General features: G+C 50.8%; 17 protein-coding genes and 1 tRNA gene. 7 read left to right on the top strand and 11 right to left on the bottom strand.

The annotated features are described in order from the left end of the window. Window positions 1–19 precede the first annotated feature (19 nt). The gene (locus tag H6G21_RS02425) at window positions 20–1,186 is read right to left on the bottom strand and encodes an AI-2E family transporter (protein ID WP_242041592.1); all 1,167 of its coding nucleotides are present in this window, start codon (window positions 1,184–1,186) and stop codon (window positions 20–22) included. Between the two features lie 194 nt (window positions 1,187–1,380). Here H6G21_RS02425 and H6G21_RS02420 point away from each other — a divergent pair, with 194 nt between their 5' ends. Next, entirely contained in the window at window positions 1,381–1,740 is a 360-nt protein-coding gene (locus H6G21_RS02420; protein WP_190570068.1) for a hypothetical protein, read from the top strand. A gap of 56 nt (window positions 1,741–1,796) precedes the next feature. Here H6G21_RS02420 and H6G21_RS02415 read toward each other — a convergent pair whose 3' ends face one another. The 3 genes from H6G21_RS02415 to H6G21_RS02405 all read right to left on the bottom strand — a co-directional run bounded on the left by H6G21_RS02415 (window position 1,797) and on the right by H6G21_RS02405 (window position 4,034). Further along, window positions 1,797–2,858, bottom strand: coding sequence for a hypothetical protein (locus H6G21_RS02415; RefSeq protein ID WP_190570066.1), 1,062 nt, complete (start codon window positions 2,856–2,858; stop codon window positions 1,797–1,799). Between the two features lie 184 nt (window positions 2,859–3,042). Next, window positions 3,043–3,471 (bottom strand): VOC family protein, encoded by a 429-nt coding sequence (locus H6G21_RS02410; RefSeq protein ID WP_190570064.1) that lies wholly within the window; start codon window positions 3,469–3,471, stop codon window positions 3,043–3,045. Window positions 3,472–3,524: 53 nt separating this feature from the next. Then, complete coding sequence (locus H6G21_RS02405; RefSeq protein ID WP_190570510.1) at window positions 3,525–4,034, bottom strand: TIGR02652 family protein; 510 nt, start codon at window positions 4,032–4,034, stop codon at window positions 3,525–3,527. A gap of 155 nt (window positions 4,035–4,189) precedes the next feature. Here H6G21_RS02405 and H6G21_RS02400 point away from each other — a divergent pair, with 155 nt between their 5' ends. Both H6G21_RS02400 and H6G21_RS02395 read left to right on the top strand, forming a co-directional pair. After that, a complete protein-coding gene (locus H6G21_RS02400; RefSeq protein WP_347277965.1) occupies window positions 4,190–4,723 on the top strand; it encodes a gamma carbonic anhydrase family protein in 534 nt (177 codons plus the stop codon). Between the two features lie 192 nt (window positions 4,724–4,915). Beyond that, window positions 4,916–5,041 (top strand): photosystem II protein Y, encoded by a 126-nt coding sequence (locus H6G21_RS02395; protein WP_190570062.1) that lies wholly within the window; start codon window positions 4,916–4,918, stop codon window positions 5,039–5,041. Window positions 5,042–5,160: 119 nt separating this feature from the next. Here the strand turns inward: H6G21_RS02395 and H6G21_RS02390 are convergent, their stop codons facing one another. The 6 genes from H6G21_RS02390 to H6G21_RS02365 form a co-directional block, all read right to left on the bottom strand. Then, window positions 5,161–5,733, bottom strand: a complete 573-nt coding sequence (locus H6G21_RS02390; RefSeq protein WP_190570060.1) for a Uma2 family endonuclease — start codon at window positions 5,731–5,733, stop codon at window positions 5,161–5,163. Between the two features lie 75 nt (window positions 5,734–5,808). Beyond that, complete coding sequence (locus H6G21_RS02385; RefSeq protein WP_190570058.1) at window positions 5,809–6,384, bottom strand: Uma2 family endonuclease; 576 nt, start codon at window positions 6,382–6,384, stop codon at window positions 5,809–5,811. 25 nt (window positions 6,385–6,409) lie between these two features. Beyond that, a complete protein-coding gene (locus tag H6G21_RS02380) occupies window positions 6,410–8,062 on the bottom strand; it encodes a glycosyltransferase family 39 protein (protein ID WP_242041591.1) in 1,653 nt (550 codons plus the stop codon). A gap of 127 nt (window positions 8,063–8,189) precedes the next feature. Then, window positions 8,190–9,971, bottom strand: a complete 1,782-nt coding sequence (locus H6G21_RS02375) for a glycosyltransferase family 39 protein (RefSeq protein WP_199306966.1) — start codon at window positions 9,969–9,971, stop codon at window positions 8,190–8,192. Between the two features lie 68 nt (window positions 9,972–10,039). Next, the gene (locus tag H6G21_RS02370) at window positions 10,040–10,906 is read right to left on the bottom strand and encodes an alpha/beta hydrolase (protein ID WP_190570056.1); all 867 of its coding nucleotides are present in this window, start codon (window positions 10,904–10,906) and stop codon (window positions 10,040–10,042) included. A 126-nt stretch (window positions 10,907–11,032) separates the two neighbouring features. After that, the gene (locus tag H6G21_RS02365; RefSeq protein ID WP_190570054.1) at window positions 11,033–11,758 is read right to left on the bottom strand and encodes a hypothetical protein; all 726 of its coding nucleotides are present in this window, start codon (window positions 11,756–11,758) and stop codon (window positions 11,033–11,035) included. Between the two features lie 407 nt (window positions 11,759–12,165). Here H6G21_RS02365 and H6G21_RS02360 point away from each other — a divergent pair, with 407 nt between their 5' ends. Next, window positions 12,166–12,690 (top strand): GNAT family N-acetyltransferase, encoded by a 525-nt coding sequence (locus H6G21_RS02360; RefSeq protein WP_190570053.1) that lies wholly within the window; start codon window positions 12,166–12,168, stop codon window positions 12,688–12,690. A gap of 82 nt (window positions 12,691–12,772) precedes the next feature. On the opposite strand, the gene H6G21_RS02355 is transcribed toward H6G21_RS02360, so the two are convergent. Beyond that, complete coding sequence (locus tag H6G21_RS02355; RefSeq protein WP_347277964.1) at window positions 12,773–13,267, bottom strand: DUF4332 domain-containing protein; 495 nt, start codon at window positions 13,265–13,267, stop codon at window positions 12,773–12,775. A 240-nt stretch (window positions 13,268–13,507) separates the two neighbouring features. On the opposite strand from H6G21_RS02355, the gene H6G21_RS02350 reads away from it, so the two are divergent. The 3 genes from H6G21_RS02350 (at window position 13,508) to H6G21_RS02340 (ending at window position 17,256) form a co-directional block, all read left to right on the top strand. Next, a tRNA-Pro gene (locus H6G21_RS02350) sits at window positions 13,508–13,581 on the top strand. 746 nt (window positions 13,582–14,327) lie between these two features. Continuing rightward, the gene (locus H6G21_RS02345) at window positions 14,328–15,137 is read left to right on the top strand and encodes a Tic22 family protein (protein WP_190570051.1); all 810 of its coding nucleotides are present in this window, start codon (window positions 14,328–14,330) and stop codon (window positions 15,135–15,137) included. A gap of 451 nt (window positions 15,138–15,588) precedes the next feature. Next, window positions 15,589–17,256 carry an AAA family ATPase gene (locus H6G21_RS02340; RefSeq protein WP_190570049.1) on the top strand — a complete coding sequence of 556 codons (1,668 nt, stop codon included), beginning with the start codon at window positions 15,589–15,591 and terminating at the stop codon, window positions 17,254–17,256. Window positions 17,257–17,262 lie beyond the last annotated feature (6 nt).

Raw genomic sequence — 17,262 nt, 5'->3', positions numbered from 1 at the left:
CTATTCGTGAAGCAACCCACTATGAAGCCTCGATCGGGCCTTCCGATTCTTCCGTTGTTAAACGGGTTTCCACGATCGCGGGTTCCATGATCGCGGGATTGTCTCCTGTAGCTGCGATCGCTGGGGTCGGGGCTTTCAGGGCCCCTAAGGCGGTTTTAATCACCACGGCGGTGGGCACTGCAATAATGACTCCCAACAGACCGCCCACGCGTGCTCCCGTCAAAATGGAAATGAATACCCACACTGGATTCAAGCCTGTAATGCTGCTGAGAACGCGGGGCGCAATGATGTTTTCAATAATTTGCTGCACTAACACCGCCGTTGCCAGCACCTTAACGCCTAGCCAGATATCCCGCAGCGCAACGAGTAAGGTGACTAACGCAATACCCACAGATCCCCCGAAGGGAACCAGTGCCATGGTTCCGATCGTCAGCCCAAACAAGAGGCCAAAGGGGACCCGCAACCAGAGAAAGGCGAGGGTCAAAATTGAACCCAAGGAAGTCGCCAGAATGAACTGACCCAGGAAAAAGTTCTGGAAACTGACTCGCAACGTTTGGGAAAAGGGCTGACGAATGCGAACGGGCAACCAATCAATTAGACTTTCCCACAGTTCATCGCCATGCTGGAGTAAATAAAATGTCAACACTAACGTTAACAGTGAATCCAACAGACTGGTAACGGTAAACAGTGCCAGATTCAAAACCTTTTCGGTAATGGCCTGTAGTTGACTTTTTAACCGATCGACAATTTGTTCCGTCAGCAGATCCAAATTGATCGGGAAGCCCATGTTCTCCAACTGCATATTTAACAGCAGCAGTTGTTGCTTCCCAGAATCGATCCATTTGGGCAAACTCGAAATTAATTGTTCAGCTTGGGCTAGGGCTAACGGAACCAGCGTCACCCCCAAGGCCAGCAGTAGGGAAATCGACAGCAGGAAGACAACGATCGAAGCCCGTTCCCGATTATTTCCCTTCAGTTGTAGTAAAGTAACGGGATAATTGAGCAAAAACGCCAATAATGACGCAGCAATGACAATGACAAAGAGGGAGTTAAAGTATTCAAAAATGGTTGAAACTGCCCAAATATTCACTACCAGCAGCGGAACTGCTAGTGCGATCGCTAACACCTTGCCTAGCGGTGAAATGGTTTCCCACCAAGTCAACCATCGATTGGTCTGCTGCATCATGCCACCGAGTTGAACCGTGCCAATGACTCCGTAACTGTTCTAGCATCTGTTCTCACAGCTCTAGCCAAGCCGCTACGAAGTCCTGCCTTCATTATCACGAAAATTTGAGTTTAAGGCACGCCAGGACGGAAAGGAGAGGGCAAAATAGAGCAAAGCTGACCACTGACGTTACCCACTGCTGAACTGAGGGATCCATGAATCGAACGATCGATGCCATCGACAAAGATGAACTCAAGAACCTGACGCTGCTGCTCTATCTGATGCCTGTGTTTGGGGTTGGCCCTGCGATGTGGACGCTGAGTCGGCCCGATCGCTCCAAGCAGGAACGCGCCCTCAGTCGTTTGGCGATCAAGTTGGCGATGGCTTGGTTTGCGGGGACGGTGATGTTGGATCTGGGGGTGAACAATTCCGACACGATCAAAGTGCCGTTGCTGTTGGCCAGTAGTTTACTGACTTCGGGCTACTTTGTTTTGAATCTGTACCTTATGCTGCGGCTGTGGCAACGTAAACCCGTGGAGGTGCCGTTCTTTGGTCGGGTCAGCCGGATGTCCTAGGGGAAACATGGGTTTGATGAATGTGGGGTGCGGCACGATCGTCAGATGGCTCTTCCTTAGATGGCCATTCCTTGCTGTTGTAGGACTTGCTTAAAGTGACGCAGGGACAAGGGTTTGCCGTCTTTTTGGGCCTGTTCGATCGCCCGTTGACAGATCGATCGAATTTCCGTCGGGGCGAGGTCTAACTGTGCTAACCGTTTCCAGGATAAATTTCTCACCCGAGGAAAGTCGCTGGGCACTGCTTGCCGCCAGATCTGTTCTCGATCGGGGGTTCCCGGCGATGATTCTACTGTTGGCTGAATTAACAGTGCTGCGGCTGTCTCTGGTGCTGCGGCTGTCTTTGGTACGACTGCTAGATCCGGCGCGACGGTTAACGTTTCAATTGACTCCAGGAATGGGGGCGATACCAGGGGCTGCTGGATACCTCGCAGGAGAGCCGGGTGGATGTCTGGTAGCGGGGGTTCGATCGCTGATGTCGGTGGCACCAGCTTGTCCAGCCATCCCGTCTCTGGCCGATCGGAGAGTAAAAACGTTACCAAATCATCGGACAGCTTGATCGATCGCTTCAGCAAGGGCCCTGGCTTGTCTTCCAAGAGCTGAATTAAGCCTTGAAAGGGTTCAGTCAGAAACTTTAGTCGCCCTTCTCGCCAGGCCTGATCACTCCGACACAACAACCGTAGTGCCAGATCTACTGTCGGTAAATTTTGCTGGCAGAGGTATTCCAGTAAATCACTGTAGCGATGGTGAATTTCTGGCGCTAAGGCCAGCAGCAACACTTGCTTTTCAAACCGCGACAAAGCGAGGCGATCGCACAATTGCGGTAGGGCCAGGAAAATTCCCTGTTGTGCGGAAGCTTGAATGCGCGTTTCTAACTGTTCGTGGTAATTGCCTGAAGTTGCTGAATGGGCTACCACAGGCCGAGGGGAATCATATCCGCCTTTTTCCACTGTGATCACGCCTTTCCACCAATGGCTAGTGGCCCGATCACCTCGTGTTTTGGCGATCGCGTCCAGTTCTTTGGTTTCTTGGCGTTGTTTGGCAACGGCCATCATCAGCAACCGTTCTAACCAATTCAATTCAACTTTGAGATAGGCCCAATTGTCTGAAAAGGCATCCATAGTAGAGGGCACCGGGTAAGTAAGCTGCGGGGCAGTGAGCCGCAGGTCTAGCTGTCATTTTAATCGCTGAGTAGGTTATTAATGGGCGATGAATTGCCAGATATGATGGCAGTCAATTTAGTAGTCAATTTAGTAATGAATTTAGTAGTGAATTTATAAGTTGCAGCAATTTATAAGTTCCAGTTTACCCAGGGATACGGGCCATTTCCCGCAGGAACTCTAGGGGTAATCCATCACTATCTGCTACAAACGCCACTTCATAGACGCGATCGCCAATCATCTGCTGTTGAGGGGCTAGCAGAATTGTCAAAGGTTGGTCGATCGCTGCGAGTTTGGCTTGGAACTCGGCTAGCCAACCGGATAAATCTGGGGTTAACTCGGTCAATTCGAAGGAAAGATGGTAGTACCCCACGTAATGCTCATCGCCAAAGGCATCGGCGGCGGGATTGGGCTGGGGAATCTGCATCAGTTCAATGCGTCCGCCCAGCCCCTCCATCCAGCAGGCAAGGGTGTAGCCCGCTGTAAACCGTTCGCACACCGCAAAGCCCAACTGCTCATAGAACGCGATCGCCCGAAAAATGTCTGCCGTCCGAATCGAAGCGTGGTGGAGCATAGCGTTGTCTGGTCTACCTAACCTTTCCAGAATTCAAAGACTCCGGTTAATCATTACTCCAACAAGCGGAAATAGGGATAACGCACAGGGGCCCCTGGTTCCTTTTCTAAATCAAAGTTGATCACATTCCAGCAGGGTTCATCATCCGGATCCGGACTAAATTCTACAGGCAAGCCATAGAGTCGGGGTTTTTGGGAATCCGTTTGGCCACGCCAAGGGGTGCTGCGTTCCAGATAGGTGCTGATCAGCTCTTGGTAGCGCTTGGCAATGATGACCCGTGTGGCTCGGTAGCCTTGGGTATACAGGCGATCGAGGGCTTCGTGGATCTCAAACCGAATGCCATCGGGATGGGTGTGCTGGCGGTACCAGTCCCCATTCCACAGCCGCCAGTGCCGACCAGATTGGAGATGAACCAGTTCGCCAGTTTTGGGATCCGCCTCAAATGCCCCGTGGCGAGGACACAGATAAGTATCCGTCAGCGTCAACGCAGGAATCGTTTGACGACAGTGGGGACATTGGATCTCTGGCCCGAAAATCGGATACTGCGAGCCTAGGCTATTCATGGATTCGGGGATTTGATACGGCATGCGGTTGCTAACGTTTATTATAACTAGGGGCAAATCCTTGTCTCTAGGTCATCCTGCCATCTTCGTATAGAAATTCTCAGGAACTGACCGAAAATTTTTGGAATTGCAAAACGTTTCTTGATATCAATCCCGTGGTGCAACCTTCTTCGTTCCCTTCCTATTGGCCTCCCGTTGATACGTCCCAAGCCGCGTTTGTCGCGGATAATGCCACTGTGATTGGCCATGTAACGATCGCCGAGGGCGCTAGTATTTGGTACGGCGCGATCGTGCGGGGGGATGTGGAAAAAATTACGATCGGGCCCCATAGTAATGTGCAGGATGGGGTAGTCCTCCATGGGGATCCGGGGAAGGAGACGATTTTGGAATCCCATGTGACGGTTGGCCATCGGGCGGTGATCCACAGTGCCCATATCGAATCCGGCTGTTTGATTGGCATTGGGGCGATCGTGCTGGATGGGGTGCGGGTGGGTGCAGGCAGTATTGTAGGGGCAGGGGCAGTGGTGACGAAGGATGTTCCACCGCGATCGTTGGTGGTCGGCATTCCTGGTAGACCGATTCGGGAACTGTCGGATCAGGAAGTGGCGGATCTGGTGACCCACGCAGAGCATTATGAGCAACTGGCCCTCGTCCATGCAGGCAAAGGCGCTGATTTAGGATTTTGCTGATTCTAGGATTTTGCTGATCCAACGATCGAGTTGAGCCCGAGGGGGCGATCGAACCGTCAATTCCCTGGAAGGCGGGGTTCTAATGTCTTCACGCTATCTTAAGGTCTTCGACCAAATGTCTTCCCCTGGGGCGCGTAATCGGGTAAAAATTAGTAATAACATTACCTAGCTTTTTAAGAGAGACAGGGAACTATGGATTTCGACTTTCGTGTTTTGGCGGTTCTGGCACCCGTAGGACTCGCACTCGGTTGGGCCGTTTTCAATATTTTCCGTGCCGCTCAACAACAGTTGGACAACTTCTTAAACAAGAGAGCTTAGTGAGCGTTAGGTTCTAGTCGAAATATTCTTGTCAGAAAAGAAGTTTTGGACTCTGTCCAGTAGGCTAGTCAATTGAATTTTTTTCCAGTCGATCGTCCTTGGGCGATCGATTTTGGTTTTTAAGGGAAGATTTGCCCCAAGTCTAGGGTCGCTGCTGCAAATCCAGGTACGGCCAAGGGTTGACCCACCAGAACGATGTGGCGGGTTTGGTAGGAGCACTGGCCTTGGGCCGATCGGTAGGGCTGGCTGTAACACTCCATTTGCCGACTATTCACATCAGCAATCCAATAGTGGGCAATGCCTGCTTCGGCGTAGAGTTCCAATTTGACGGTGCGATCGTAGTCCAAGCTGGAATCCGCCACTTCGATCGCCAACAGGACATCCGCTGGATAGGGATGATGATCGAGATAATCCGTATCCCTGCCCTGGGTAATGACGATATCTGGCTCCGGCTGACTGTCCGGTGGAATGGCGATCGGTTCCTGGCAACGTAACGTGACCGCCTCACCCAGCAACCGATCCAACAGCCGAAACAAGCGCATTGTACAGAAGCTATGGGCAGTGCCTTTGGGTGACATGGACAGCAATTCTCCCCGGATCAGTTCAATGCGATCGCCCGCACGCAGCAATCCCACTTCCCCTAGGCGATGGTAATCGGCGATCGTGAATCGTTTTGGTGTGATAAGGGTCATGACGCTAGGGCAGAAAAAAGGCAGAAAAAAGTTGGTGATGGCTAATTCATACAAGAACCGTTAGCCAAGGAAAAACTAAGGAAAAATGGTCGCTAAGTCCAATGCGACCGTCGCAAATCCGGGTACAAGCAGGGATTGCTCGACCAACACGATTTGGCGGGTTTGATAAGCGAAAGTTCCCTGGGCCGATCGGTAGGGCTGGCTGTAACACTCCATTTGCCGACTATTCACATCAGCAATCCAATAGTGGGCAATGCCTGCTTCGGCGTAGAGTTCCAATTTGACGGTGCGATCGTAGTCCAGGCTGGAATCCGCCACTTCGATCGCCAACAGGACATCCGCTGGATAGGGATGATGATCGAGATAATCCCGCAGGGAACCGCGAGCAATAATCAGATCTGGCTCAGGTTCGCTCTGGGTTTGCGGCAGTGTGATGGGTTCCTGGCTCCGGATGGCCCCTTGGTTCCCCAGTAACGTCAGCAACTGAGCCTGGAGCAAACCATTGCAAACAGAATGGGCAGTGCCTTTAGGTGACATGTGCAGCAGTTCTCCCCGGATCAGTTCGATGCGATCGCCCTCACGCAGCAATCCCACTTCCCGTAGGCGATGGTAATCAGCGATCGTGAATCGTTTCGGTGTGATGAGCGGCATAGAATCACCTCCCGGTCTGATCCAATTATGCGCCTTTGCTGCCTTCGCGGGGACGGGGGAAGGGTTTGATCTGCTCCTGCGCGAGGAACACATGGAAGCGATCGACCACCACACCGCCTCGGTAGAGCGGCACTTCGCCCACTTTTTTCAGCGAACGGAAATAGGGGATATATTCTGCGGCGGAATCTTCCTGGGATTGGTACTCGTTGGAAGTCAGGTACAGCCCCGTTTTTCCTAGCCAATCGGTTGCCTGGGACCAAAAGGCAAACCCCCGCATATCCCGTTTGTCAAAGCAGGTCACTGGCAGCGATCGCAAAGGTTTTAGTGCCATGGCAATGTGGCCGGAGAGATGGAAGCGATTGCTGAAAACAAAGTCCGATCGCTGCAAAGCTTGCATCAGTTGGGGCTGCTGGGCAAAACCTTGGCGTAGTTGGGCAATGTCCACCAGTTGCACGGAGGCATCTCCCTGGGCCGGGATAAAGCCCCCGAAGAGGGCGGTATTGCTTGGTGTTTGCAGGGTGCCAGCCGCGACATGGGACAGGGCTAGGAGGAGTAGCAAGTTGACGGCGATCGCGGAGCCTAGCAACCACCGACGAATGAGTTTGGGTGAAGGAATTTGCCAGACAGCCACTTTCTGGGCCAGCAGAATCGTCGCGATGAAAAATCCCGGCATGGCCCAAGTGGGCAGCACCGATCGATAGCCGCCGATCAGGGTAAACAGCAGGAATACTGGAGCCGATAGCCACAGAACTAACCGTTGCTTAATGCGAATATCCTGGTGGGTGTCCCGAATCCGGCGGACAAAGGGAGAAAGGCTCTGCGCCACCAAGACCCGTAGGCTAACCCACCACAGCGGAATCCCGATCGTGGGGAACAGATAACCCACTTCCTGCAAGACCAGCCCAAATAGTTTACCCAAGCTGTAACCCTTGGCCGGAACGCTGCGCCCTGCTTGGAAGGTAAAAGAAATCCAGTCATGCTGGGCATTCCAGACCAGCACTGGGTAAAGCGTCGCAAAAAAGGCCACAAAACTCGCCAACGCCCAGGGAGAATAGAGGGCCCGTCGGTGCTCTCGGCTGGTAAGGCAAAAGCCCACTAAGCCAGCCCCCAGCAAAAATCCGTGGTACTTGCTAATGCAGGCCAGCCCGACGAGTAAGCCCAAAATGGCAAGGCGATAGGTCGGGCGGTAGCGTTGGCCGTCTAACGGAAAAAACTCCTCCGATGCGCCCCACAGTGTGGCTGTCCAAAAGAACATCAAGGGCACATCCGGCAGCGTCATAGTGCCAAAGGCGACTTGGAAAATCGGCACGATCGAGGCCAAAATCAGGGCCAATAGCCCGACCCGAAAGCCAAACAACCGTCGTCCCGCCCGATAGAGCAGGTAGAGTGTCCCGGTGTACAGCAGCAAACTGCCAATGCGGATCGTGAACTGCGACACTGTTTCGCCACTGAACCACAACCCGATCGCTGTGGTGATGGCGACTAAGGGTGGGTGGTCAAAAAAGCTCCAGTCAGGATATTGGGTGTAGAGATAGTAATAGGCTTCGTCGAAGCCGGGTTGCAGCCAGAAGGCAAAGATGGTGCGAAGGAATAATCCAGCAGCCAAAATCCAGGTGACTTGGCGATTGATGGGCACACTCCACCATTTTTGGGTTGTTTGCAAAAAGGTATGCATCATCTTCTATTACTTCCATTCCCCCCTCTGTTTTAGGGGGGCTAGGGGGGATCGAATTGAAGGATTGAGGGGGATTGCCCGAAATCCTTTGTATCGAGACGAGTATCGAGACGATCGAGTACAAGGGAGACTAGTCGAGCGGGAATCGTACCAGCTGATAAACCCCTGCTGTTGCCAGAGATTGGTAGCGATCGGTGGAGATTTGGGCTTCTTCCAAAGTTTTTGGCGTTGTCACCACCAGCGCTGATTTTACTGTCCCTGCTTGGCGTAACTGCTCTAGCTCAGGGCGCAGTTTGACCGATCGTGTGATGAAGACGATCGGCTGTTGGGTATAAAACACGAGGCTGGGTTTCTCAAAGAAATTGACCGCCATGATTAAGGGCTCGCCGGAGGTTTGAACTTGGCGAATTTCCACAGCCAGTTGGCGCAGGGGCAGTTGGCGCTCCTGATCCACCAGGCCCAGTAACGGTAAAACAAATAGGGCGATGAAGAGAGCCATGGCCGCTAAATTGATTGTCCAAAGCCTGCGGTATTTCTGAAACAGGAACGCGAGGAGGATGGAGATCGCGGCAGTGGCCCAAATGGCGGATCCTAAATAGGGTAGACCGAAGGCTGCGACCTGTTTCCCGAGGTTGGGCATGGCCGGATCTCCCTGCAACCAGTTGGGACAGAGCCAAGCGGCCACTGCCAGGGCGATCGCCAGTAATCCTGTGACCGCAAGGGTGATGATTTGCCCCAAATTCTTTTCCTGCGGTTTGCCAGACGCAGACTGCCGCTGTTGGCTCCACCAGAGTCCGACCAGAATGGCCGCAGCGGGAATGGAGGGCAAGCTGTAGGTAATGTATTTCGTTTGGGCGATCGTGAAAAAGCCCAACACACTGCTGAACCAAATCAGTGCCAGTAAGCCTAGATGTTGCTGGCGATCGGCTGATCGCCAAGGTTTTTGCTGGATCACCTGGGCGATCGCGGCGGGTAAGGCCAAGGACCATGGGGCAAACCCACCCAACACCATTAAGAAGTGGTAGTACCAAGGCCCACTGTGTTTGTTCACCACTTGGGTGAAGCGGGCTACGTTATGGAAGCCGAAAAACGCATCAATAAAGGATTGACCGTTGGCAAGATAGGCCAGGATGTACCAAGGCAGGGCGATCGCGACCAGTAAACTGAGGCCCCATTTCCATGGCATCTCCTGCCAAACTTTACGCCACTGTCCTGTGATCAAGACAAATAACGCCATAATGCCACCGGGCAGCACGATCGCCACGGGGCCTTTGGTCAATATCCCTAGCGCCATCAGGATCCACAACAGGATGTACCAGCGGTTCCGGCGTCGGGGTTCCGCTTGCCCATATCCACGCCAAAAGGCCAGAATCGACCCGCTGAAACACAAATTCAGCAGCATGTCGGAATAGCCAGTGCGCCCAAAGAAAATCATTTGCAGATTCAGGGCGAGGGGGGCGGTGATGAGGTAGGGCAGGGCTAGATCGATCGGTGAGGATGAGGGGCGATCCAAGGATCCTGGGGAAGCTGTTTCGGCCTGCCGTGTGGGTGACTCTACCGAGGGCGATCGCACTGGCTTAACCCACTGCTGAGCGATGTAAAAGATAAAGCCCACCAATGCCGTTGCTGCGAGGGCTGAGGGCAACCGCGCCGCCCAACTGTTGACCCCGATCGTCTGGTAGGCGATCGCCATCAGCCAGTAAATCAAGGGGGGCTTATCAAAGCGCGTTACGCCGTTGAAATAGGGCGTGATCCAGTCTCCGGTTACAGTCATCTGCCGTGCGGCCTCGGCAAACAGGGGTTCGGTTTCGTCCAGTAGGCCCGTGCTGCCCAAGCCATACCCAAAGGCCAACCCACCCAAGAGGCCAATCCAGATCCAAGGGACCCAGCGATTTGCTTGCAACGCCTTCACCCGTGCACTCCTTACAGAAACCCCAATCAATATACAGGGTGAAGGGGATGCCTCGGACAGTTAGGGCGTTAAACCTGGACACAAACGCCCGCGAAAATCTCTCGGAACTGCTGCACGACCAAATCCGGCTGTTCTACCATGGCCAAGTGGCCGCAGTGGGGAATTTCAAACACATTGGCCCCCCATTCCTGAAACAACGGATGGAAGCTGGCCAGGTGCCGTACATATTTCAGTTCCATGATGCGATCGTCGGTTCCGGCGATGAAGTAAACCGGCTGGCGCAGACGGGCAACAACCTGGGGCAGGCGATGGACTTCGGCTTGGGTCGTGGAATCCAGTAGGCTCCCTTTGGCGGCATCGGCATCGGCTGCGAGAAAGTCGAGGAGGCGTTGCCGTCCCCAGTGGGGCGCTAACTTCTGGGTGACCATGGCCTGGGCAAACACCCGATCGAGCCAGGGTACGTGGGGCAACCAGCCCGGTCGGAAGCGTACCATTTGCTGTCCCGCTTGACGAAAGCGTTCAAATTCTTCTTTGAGGTAAATTCCGCCCCCGGCATTGACGCAAATCACCCCTTCCACCCGATCGGGCAGGGCCTTGGCGGCCCACAGTGCAATGCTACCCCCCAGGGAATGGCCAACTAACCAGGCTTTGCGGATGCCGAGTTGCTCCAAAAGGTGGGTGAGATCCTCTGCGTAGGCTTGGAGGCTGTAGGGTGAGTGCTGGCTAATTTCTCGGGGATGGCAGGGGTGGGATTGCCCAAAGCCCCGCAGATCGTAGGTGAGGCATTGATAATCCTGGGCTAGTCGATCGACGACAGGCTGCCAATATCCACGGCTCAACATCCAGCCATGGACGAAAACCAAAGTTGTCTGTGAATCGGTGGGAGCGGTTAACTCATAGGTATGAGGGACTCCCAAAACAGAAATCATCGGCATTTTTCAATCCTACCCCGAAAGCGGAAGAGGATTTTTCCACAATTAGCCAGATCAGCCTTGGGATGGACGCAAATTGGCAGAAATGGTCAAAAACAAGCAGAAATGTTAGCCAAGAAACCATTAGTGCTAAAACCTGCGACCCAATAGCCGTTGCTTGACTCCTTCTGCGATTTTTTGGCCGAGATATTCTGGGATCAAGCTTTCATTGGGCCCCAGCAGATAGAGAATTAAGCGGGTGCGCCCGCGCCACACCAGTAAGTTGGCATTGACGACCAACAAATCTTCCTGCCAAATGGCATACATCACTTTGTAGAACAGACCGGGTTGGTTATCGGCTTCGATGAGTAAGGCGGGTAGGTGAAATACTGGATCCACATAGAACTCGGTTTCAACCTGTTCGAGTCCTGCATCGAGATTAAATTCGACCGCGAGCATTTCTTCCACTTCAAAGCGGCCTGCTAAGGCTTCCCGAATGGCGCGGCATACGTTTTCTGCGGTCTTGTCTGTCAGGGCTTTGCCACTGCGAGAAACAATCAGCTTGATAAAGACGAGCATGGGGGGATAAATTTGCCCGTACAGACTCAAGCTATGAATGGTTAACCCATAGGCGGCCAGCACCCCAAAAATGTCACTGAGGAGAAACGACTGATTGCGATAGGCAAAATGAAGTGCGCTTTTGCTTCCCTCCGGTTTGAGTTCGATGACTGCTTGCCGTGTTTTGTATAGTTGGTAAGCTAGCCGGAGATTTTGCAGTTGAATTTCGCTGCTGACAAACTGCTCATAGAACTGGGGAAACGCTCGGTTAAAGCGCTTCAAGAGTTCTAGGGTGGATTGCTTGAGACCCAAGGCCATAGGGAAAAAGTTTCAGTGCAGTATCAAGGAAAGGGTGGGGCGAAAGAGAAGCAATTCTGGTAAACAGCAGACGGGGCCATCCACCGATCGACTATTTTTTGACCATTACAAGAAATTTATCCAGCCTAGATCGCAGGGGTGGTTCGTCCCGCGATCGAACCAGCGTCCTATTGAGATTGGTGGTCTAATCCGGCTTTTAGGTCTGCATACTGGATTCTGCATACTAGATTATGCTTGTCTTGCGACCGTCAGCGCAGAATTCTGGGAAATTCTGTAGCTTCATAGGCTGTCAAGATCAATTCTGTTGGTCTAGATTAAGATGCCCCATGGGAAATACCTGATGCCAATCATCCGAACGATATACTAGCTAGTACTGATTCCACGTTATTGACCTCCACCGCGATCGCATGGGTTTTTGGAAAAGCTTATTCAATGGGCCTGAAACAGCCTCAGCGTCGAAGACCGTCGCGCTAGAGAACTATTCTGCCGTCGAAACAACCGACGATCGCTCGACTCCACGAATTTTTTTTAGTGTCGATCGAGAAATTGATCTCTACGAACTAGAAGAACTGTGTGATGCGGTGGGCTGGTCCCGTCGCCCTTTGCGCAAAGTCAAAAAGGCTATTCAGCACAGTTTCATGGTGGTTTCTATGTGGGAGCAACGGGGCGTCCGGCGACGGATGATTGGGTTTGCCCGTGCTACCTCTGACCATGCCTTTAATGCCACCATTTGGGATGTGGTTGTCCATCCTGACTTCCAAAGCAAGGGGCTGGGTAAGGCACTCATGAAATTTATGATTAAAAAGTTGCGCGGCGAAGATATTAGCAACATTACTCTATTCGCAGACCCCCATGTGGTAGATTTCTACCGCAACCTTGGCTTTATGCCTGATCCCGAGGGAATCAAGGGCATGTTTTGGTACCCCGATTGATCTAGCGGAAAATCCCTAGACTCTGGCTAGCCTTCAGTGCGGTCTTGATTCAATATGCCCCGATCGATCAGGAAAGCTTCGATCACGGTTGACGTTCGTAAACCAGTAATAGTTGAGCTTGACGGATCCAGTGTGATATTTCACCTGCATTAGGGCAGAGATCCGGGCGTTGCATTATGGTGACTTGAAGTTTAAGGATCTGACGGTGCAGTTGGCCTGCTTGTAATTGGGCTAGGCGTTCTACCGTTGCCACTCCTGCATGGAGGAGTAACCCGTTGTATTGGCAGCCCACGCTGGGGACCCGTGCGAGGTCGGCCAGGGCAACCCACTTTTGCACATGTTGGAGGTGGAGATTGAGTTGGGCTGCTAGGGCTTCGCGGGCGGTGGCTGTCCAAGCGGTTTTTAAGAGTTGATGGGTGGTGGTGATGTTGAGCGATCGTAGTTTTGCTTGATCCTGTTCGCTCAATCCGGGCAGTTGGCTTAGTAACCAGTTGGCTGATTTGAGTCGTGCGGGGGCAGAACCCTTGCGCTGGGGCGGGTTTGTTGGATTAGGGGTGGGTTTGGAACGGTGCACCACAATGGATCGTCTCCCCAAGCGGGTACAAAGGATTTGGGCAAGGATGGTTCGGCAAAAGGCACAGGGCTGAAATTGCGCCAGTTACAATCGAGGTTGTTGAACTTGTGGGCTGAAATTGTGAGTTGAACTCTGTGAGCTGAACTCTGTGAGTTGAACTCTTTGAGCTGAACTCTTAGTCTAACGAAGATTTGGATTGTTCAAACTTGTTAAAATTTTTGCTATAATCTCTGAGTGCCAGTACGGGATGTAGCGCAGCTTGGTAGCGCGCCTGCTTTGGGAGCAGGATGCCGCAGGTTCAAATCCTGTCATCCCGATTTGAAATTCAGAGGCTTGAGAACTTGGCTTCTAGTTGGGCTGAGATAGGGTTCTTTGGCTGAGGGAGAGATTTAAGGTGAGTCTGGAGAGTTGGCGAGGCTTCGTGCTTGGCTTGTTCTAGATCTCAGCAAATGGGTTTGGGAAAGTGGTTTTGGGAAGTGGTTTTGGGTGCGGTGGAATTTTAGGGCTTCTCTGTAGGATGTGCAGACTTGCGAGGGCATATTTATAAAATCTACCAGTGGAACGCCTCAGCCAAAAAGCGGAAATTGGTGGGGCAGGCAGGCTCGTTTTAGATAGCGTTGTCAACTGTTCTCGCCTTTTTCTAAGTTTTTGAGAATCAGGGGAACTCGAATGCTCGATCTTGCTTCTTGTGGGGAAGTGCCAGAATAACGATGGAGCCAATGGTTGGAAGGATTCGCTTGTCTTAATATGCGCTTGCCCTAGGATGCGCTTGTCCTAGTTTTGTCTCTTAGTTCAAGTCATGGTTCAGGCTCAAGTCATGGTTTAAGCCCAAGTTATGGTCTAAGTCCAAGTCTTCCACTCACTCTACTGGTTTTAATGTCTGATTCTGAATCGTGCGAAGGAAAAATTTACAGATACCCCACTATCTTGCAGAATGGGGAGACTAAGACCCCGGTCTTCAGTCTGTGGCACAATGAACCTTTCCCCTAGCCTTGTCACAGCGAGCCGACAGTGGAGCGCGCGATTTATCTAGCCCTTATTGCGTAATTTTCAGGAGATCTCAATGAAATCATTGGTGCGTTGGACAACGAAAGCAGGTTTGATTAGCGGTGCCCTAGTCGGTGCTGTCCTCGCCAACGGCCTTGCAGTGCTGGCGCTGACCCCCGAACAAATTACCCAGAAGCTGAGCCGGATTCCTGTGTTTACGATCGCGGATTCTAAAGGTGCGCCTCTGGTTGCGCAGCCGCCCAATGGACAGAAGGGAAATCCTGCGGCGGGTGTGTTTTTGAGCCAAAAGGATGCGCAAGGGTTCCTCGATCGCCTCAAGACGCAAAATCCTGATTTGGCTAAAAATGTCAAAATTGTGCCGGTGTCGATGGCGGAGGTCTATGACCTGGAGCGCAAGAGTGCCAATAGTAAAGATGCCAAGCTGGAATTTGTCTATGTGCCGACGAAGCAGCAGGTGGATTCTGCGACGGCGTTGTTGAAGCAAAGTGGTCAGAAAATTGAGCAGTTTCCAGGAACGCCTCTGTTTGCAGCCCGTGCCGGGAAGGATAAGGCCAAGGGCTTTTTGACGATTCAGCAGGGGAATCAGTCGGTGATTCCGATGTTCTTTGATAAGGAGCAGTTGCAAGGATTGCTCGATAGCTTTAAGAAGCAACAACCGGATTTAGCGGCTACGGCAGATATTCAGGTCTTTCCGTTGGAGGGGTTGTTGGATGCGATGCAAACCCAGAAAGATCCTCAGTTAGAAAAAATTGTGCTGGTACCGTCAGCGGAAGCAGTGCAGTTTATTCAATCACTCATGCAGCAGCAACCTAAGGCGGCTCCCAATGGCCAACCGGCTGCCCAGCCTGCTGCTCCGAAGAAGTAGATTGACGGTTATGCATCGGGTTCTTGGAGCGATCGCTCTGGTAGAGAACCCTGCATCGGATGATGAATGATTAGGATGCCATCCCTTGTTGCCTTATTGGCGGTAGGGATGGTTATTTTTTTGATACAGCGGCGATCGAATTGTTTTGGCTCAGACGATTTTGTTGCATCAGATGTAGTGATGCTAGTCATGAACGAAGTGGACTTGATAGAGCGATCGCTGATCTGACGATTTCCCACAAGTTAGCTGCGGAGTGAGTAGAATAACAGCCACATTTGGAATTATCCGCTAAAATCTACATAACTTCTAGTTTGACTTGAAGCACACTCATGGAGAAATAGTTGCGAGTCTTTTTCTAGAATGCGATTATTTAGATAAGAAGCATTCAGTCTTATATAGCAAGTCAAGTTTATATAGTAAGTCAAGCCCCTAAACTTAGCCTCTATAAATAATGATCACGTCAATTGAACTTGAAAATGTAAGAATTTTTGAGGGTACAGGATGGAATTTTTCACTTCTTCCCATGACAGTATTTTGCGGAACCAATAGTGCCGGAAAATCGACGATTTTGAAGGCTCTATTACTGCTACAACAGAGTCAGGCTGTTCGAGAAAGCTATGGTGGTTTGGAAGGAAGATTAAGGCTTGTTGGGAATCAGGTTGATTTAGGCAGTTATTCTTCATTTGTATCTAATAATGAGACACGGAGAAGTATTTCCTTGTCTGTAACTATCACGGATAAAATGCCTACTCTTTATTACCAGAGAATTTTAGCTTTAAAGCCCGAGAACAAGAACACTGAAGAAGGTGGAAGTATTTCTAGCGATCATTTTAATGGGGATAAGAGAGAGAATCAATTTGTTGATTATGTGCTTAAATCCAGCTTCACATTTGGAATAGTTAGAGGGAAACGTAAGAAATCTAGTGAGACTTCTACATTGAAGGTTATAGAAGGCAGTGAGGGGACGGTATCATTTACACCTCAAGCACTACTGAAGGAAGCCAAATACGAAATCAGTGTTAACAATGAAAAATTACTTTGCTGGAGTGTGAAGAGAAGTGACGATGAGGATGATGAGCTTAGTTATGAAATATTACTTCCGAAAAATTTTTTTAACTCTATTGGAGCAGCAGATGCAATAGTACCAAAGTCAAAAACTAAGATGTATGTAAAGCTTTCGGTTTCGCATCCAGGTATCATCCCTTCCAGTATCATTGCTAAGGTTCAAGATAGTACCAAGAATCCTAGTAAAATTGGATCAGAATTGTCAGAGAAAAGTCAATGGTTGGTCGCAAGATTGCCACCAGTTATAAGAGAGGCAATGATCGACCTAAACAATGCTCTGAATGAAATTCATTATGTTGGTCCTTTGCGTTCCTCACCACAAAGGTATTATTTGTCCTACTCTGAATCCGTGCCAAGAATTGACCCAACTGGGGAAGCTTTGCCGTACATTCTGAGAGAAAAAGCAGTTTACAATTCTAGTGTGTATAATATACCTCCTTGCACGAATGGCGAACCTATACAAGAACCGCTCTCAAAAGCCCTTAACTCTTGGTTGTACTATCTGAGAACAGGAAAAGAGCCTACCCAAGATATAAAAAACTCAGAAATTGAGGTACGTACGACAAGTGACTTGGTTGTAGAGTTGAGGATAAGATCAACTGCTAACCAAAAATGCTATTCGTTAGCAGATTCCGGTTTTGGTTACTCTCAAGTTCTGCCAATAGTTGTGAAAGGTCTTTTAGCAGAGCAAGGGAGTATGTTGCTTATCGAACAACCAGAACTTCACCTCAATCCAGCATTGCAAGTCAGATTGTCAGATTTTTTCATCGCTATGGTTCGATCCAAAAAGCATATTCTCTTAGAAACTCATAGTGAGCATATTGTTAATGCAATTAGAGTCCTCACAGCTGAAGATGAATCTGGAGATTTAGCGACTAGCTGTGGAATCTATTTCATTGATGCCGACTCTGATCGCCCCCTAATACATAAGTTATCAGTACAGTCAGACGGCACAGTTCCTGATCTACCACATAATTTTTTTGGAGAAGCAATTTCTCTAAGCGGTAGGTTACTAAGGGCACAAAAAAGATTTAGGAAATCAGTGCAGGGATAGTTGGAG

Origin of the sequence: Alkalinema sp. FACHB-956, from assembly GCF_014697025.1 — a bacterium.
Taxonomy (GTDB): Bacteria; Cyanobacteriota; Cyanobacteriia; order Leptolyngbyales; family Leptolyngbyaceae; genus Alkalinema.
The sequence above is the reverse complement of the archived record's forward strand: the minus strand, read 5'-3'. Positions and strand labels throughout refer to the sequence as shown.